Source organism: Massilia jejuensis (assembly GCF_042656795.1).
Classification (GTDB): domain Bacteria; phylum Pseudomonadota; class Gammaproteobacteria; order Burkholderiales; family Burkholderiaceae_D; genus Telluria; species Telluria jejuensis.
This window is the reverse complement of record NZ_JBHSMS010000030.1, coordinates 1-3727: the sequence shown is the minus strand read 5'-3', so window position 1 is coordinate 3727 and position 3727 is coordinate 1. Positions and strand designations below refer to the sequence as shown.

General features: G+C 64.4%; 3 protein-coding genes. All 3 read left to right on the top strand.

Translation table 11 applies throughout. The annotated features are described in order from the left end of the window. Positions 1-88 precede the first annotated feature (88 nt). Positions 89-850, top strand: a complete 762-nt coding sequence (locus tag ACFPOU_RS09575; protein ID WP_379719871.1) for a DUF4238 domain-containing protein — start codon at positions 89-91, stop codon at positions 848-850. Between the two features lie 526 nt (positions 851-1376). Then, positions 1377-2741, top strand: coding sequence for a DUF3560 domain-containing protein (locus tag ACFPOU_RS09570; protein WP_379719868.1), 1365 nt, complete (start codon positions 1377-1379; stop codon positions 2739-2741). Between the two features lie 17 nt (positions 2742-2758). After that, entirely contained in the window at positions 2759-3643 is an 885-nt protein-coding gene (locus ACFPOU_RS09565; RefSeq protein WP_379719865.1) for a phosphoadenosine phosphosulfate reductase domain-containing protein, read from the top strand. Positions 3644-3727 lie beyond the last annotated feature (84 nt).

The following is a 3727-nucleotide window of genomic DNA, read 5'->3' as shown; positions in this document are numbered from 1 at the left end:
GGCTGGTCTTTGCCGCAAAAAAAGGGAGGTCCGCTGAAAATCGTCAATTGATCAGCGCTTCCCTAAGGGGCTGCAGTTTGTTCAGGCGATGACGGAGAAAAAGAGCCAGTTAGATCTGATGGTCGCGATGCAGGAAATGCGTCGTATGCATTGCATTATGTGGGCTGAGGGATGCCTAGAAATCGTTCGCGCGCCGGAAGGGTCCTCAGGCTTTATTTTTTCCGATCATCCGGTAACCCTTTTCAACCGGCATGTCTTTCCGGGGGGACCCGATGTTCCGCCTGGCTTCGACCCGCATCTGCATTGGCAGGGTACGCAGACCCTCTTCCCGTTTGATCGCGAGCGCCTATACGTGCTGACGCATGTAGAGTTTGCCAATTCTCCCGGGGCATCCAAGGCACGCAAAGCCCGCACGAACTCACGGTACTTTGACCAAGGTAGCCCAATGGTGCGATACGACGGCTGCATCCGGGAAAGAACGCTGACGGAGCAGCAGGTGCGCGAAGTCAACTACATTATTAAGAAACGCGCCTACCGTTACATCGCTGGACGGACTGAGGACGACCTTTTTCCAGAGCGTCATCTTAAAACGACCTTGTGGAATCAGCTGGGAAAGTTCTTGCTCCCACCGAAGCACAAGGTTATCAGGCAGGCCGGTCACACCGTCGTTGGCTTTAAAGACGGTTCATACTATTTTCAAGATCAATTCGGCCGGCGGCCTGCTTCACGGGCCGAGCACGAACGTGAGGTTAAGCGGGCTGAGGAAATGAAAGCAACCTTCAAGCGCGTCCTCGCCAAGCATCGCGCCGAGCGCGGGGAGCCACCTCTCGTGTTCGCAGATGACGTTTGAGGTACGTTCGCTAGGGCGCGATGCGTCCAACAAAACTCGGTAGACACCGGCTCTCACCGGCAAGACCGTTTCGAGGCGATTTGCATCATCACCGGTTCAGATCTGCCCAAGCCGTAACTAATACCTACTTTTTCTATTCCGCTTCGCAAGACAAAGCGACGTCCGACTGCGCGACACGCTTCCGTGAAGCCTCCGCGCCTGGCGGCGTTGCGCGTTGCGGCTGCCGTTCCAGTGAGGAAGGCAGACGGTTGATGCCGGCGAGGTAAAGGCGGCTTGCAGACTCGCGGAGGTTTCGCGCGCGAAAGTTCCTGAAGCTTGCCATGGTGGTCTCACCCGCCCGGGCCTCTGCTGCAGGCGTAGCAGGTGCGCTACTCGTTGCGGCTCCGTATCTATTGACAGGCAATAGTAATTCCGGTATGCTGTTCTTGTTGGGGCGATGCTTCGATGCCGCTCCAGCCGCCCCGCTGGCGTGAGCAGACGCCAGCGAACAGGGCGCCGCCCACCATCGCCGCCAGGAGCCGAAATCATGACCGAGCATACCGCCACCTATTCGCCCGAGGACAACAAACTGCGCCTGTACCCAGCTTCGAAACTCGATTCCGCTACCTACGCCCGCGTGAAGGAAGCGGGTTTTCAGTGGGCGCCGAAGCAGCGGCTGTTCGTTGCGCCGGCGTGGACGCCAGCGCGCGAAGACCTGCTGCTCGAGCTGTGCGGCGAAGTCGGCGACGAAGACACGAGCCTGGTCGACCGCGCAGAGGAGCGCGCGGAGCGCTTCAGCGAGCGCAGCGACAACCATGCGGAGGAGGCCGATGCCGCCCGGCGCGGCGCGGCGGCGATCGCCGACCGGATCCCCTTCGGCCAGCCCATCCTCGTGGGCCACCACAGTGAGCGCCGCGCGCGCAAAGACACCGAACGCATCGAGAACGGGATGCGCAAAGCGGTGAGCATGTGGGCGAGCGCCGAATATTGGGGCAAGCGAGCCGCCGCGGCCTTGCGTCACGCGAAGCACAAGGAGCGCCCGGACGTGCGCGCCCGCCGGATCAAGTCGCTCGATGCCGACAAACGCAAGCAGGAGCGCGCGCGCGAAGAGGCACTGTACTGGCTGGAATGGTGGAGTGCGGACGGGCTGACCGAACAGCACGCCGTCACCCTCGCCAGCCGCTGCAATTTGCGCCTGCCGCGCAAGGACGGCGACAGCGAGGACCTCCATTCCGGACCCAGCGGCTACGACGCGCTCACGAACAGCCACCCGTCGCTGTACGTGCCCCGCACCCTCGCCGAAATCGTCGAGGCGGCGAAGAAGCAATACCAGGACACCGCCGCGTGGACGCAGCGCTGGATCGACCACTACGCCAACCGCCTCGCATACGAGCGGGCGATGCTCGCCGACCAGGGCGGCCTGATCGCGGACACGGTGGACCTGCAGCCTGGCGGCCGCGTTCTGGTACGTGGCGAATGGCTCACCATCCTGCGTGTCACCAGGCGCGACGGCAAGGCGCTCAGCGTGACCACCGATGCGCGCGGCGTCCCTGTGCGGCCCATCGACGAGATCACGGATTACCAGGCGCCGACAGCGGAGACCAAGGCGGCCGCCGCTGCCGCAACGGCCACCGCGCCGCTCGCCAACTACGAGCGCGCCGACTTCGTGCGTCTCACAAAAGCGGAATATCAGGCGGTGCCAAGCGACTACCGCGGATACAAGGCCATCGCCGCTGCCGGCACCCACGGCGCGCACCGGGTCCGGTACGTGCTCGGTGCTTTCCTTACCGCCGAGCAGCGCGGACAACGACCGCGCCACGATTCCTGCTTCGTGTTCATCACGGACGAGAAACGCAAGGATCCACCCGCCAGCCCGGAGCAGCTGGCCTCGCCCGTCCCGGCCGCCGACTAAACGGGCGCGCGCCTGTCATGCGGTCCGTTCTCCCGCGCCGGCGGCGCGGCGCTGCAGACGCCGCGCAGTGTGCGCTGCCGCTGTCGGAGCCGCCCCGCTGCGCGCCGCTGGTTGTGTCCTACGGCGTCGGCGTCGACAGCACGGCCATGCTGGTGGCAATGCACCGGCGCGGCATCCGGCCGGACCTGATCCTGTTCGCCGACACCGGCGGCGAAAAGCCCGAGACCTACGCTTACCTGCGCATCATCAACGCATGGCTGGCGGCGGTCGGATTCCCTCCGGTTACCGTGGTTCGCTACCAACCCAAGCGCGCGAAATACAAGACCCTGGAAGGCAAGTGCCTGGCCAACCAGACGCTGCCCTCCCTTGCATTCGGCAAACACTCGTGCAGTTTGGTGTTCAAAGTGGAGCCGCAAAACCGTTACCTCCAGCGGTGGGCTCCTGCCGTCGAGGCGTGGGCTGCCGGCATCCGGGTCCGTAAAGCCATCGGCTACGACAACGGCGACCAGGACTGCCGGCGCCGGCGCAAGGCCGATGCTGCCGTGGCGAAGAAGACTGCGCAGGGCCACGTCGACGCCGAGCGTTTCGATTACTGGTATCCGCTGCAGGAGTGGGGCATCGACCGCGTCGAGTGCATCCGCCTGATCGCCAGTGCGGGCTTGCCCAAACCCATCAAGAGCGCCTGTTTCTTCTGCCCCGCCTCGAAGAAGAGCGAGGTCATCTGGCTGCGCGATACGCACCCGATCCTGTTTCACCGTGCACTCCGGATCGAGCGCGGCGCTCAGAACGGTAAGCACGGCCTGTCAACGGTGGCCGGGCTCGGCCGGTCGTTCGCCTGGTCTTCGCTCGAGACGGTCGACGCTGGTTCCGTGGTCGACTTGGCGGAGTGCCTGCGGCCGTGATCGTGGCGGGGCCGCCTGCGGCTCGGGCGTCTCCCTCGGGCGCTGCCCTCGGGCCGGGCTGTCGTGCTGCGCATCGAGCCCGCG

What these genes read in the sequence shown, in the direction of transcription:
- ACFPOU_RS09575 (WP_379719871.1), top strand. Translation starts at nt 89, where the DNA reads ATGACGGAGAAAAAGAGCCAGTTAGATCTGATGGTCGCGATGCAGGAA.
- ACFPOU_RS09570 (WP_379719868.1), top strand. Translation starts at nt 1,377, where the DNA reads ATGACCGAGCATACCGCCACCTATTCGCCCGAGGACAACAAACTGCGC.
- ACFPOU_RS09565 (WP_379719865.1), top strand. Translation starts at nt 2,759, where the DNA reads ATGCGGTCCGTTCTCCCGCGCCGGCGGCGCGGCGCTGCAGACGCCGCG.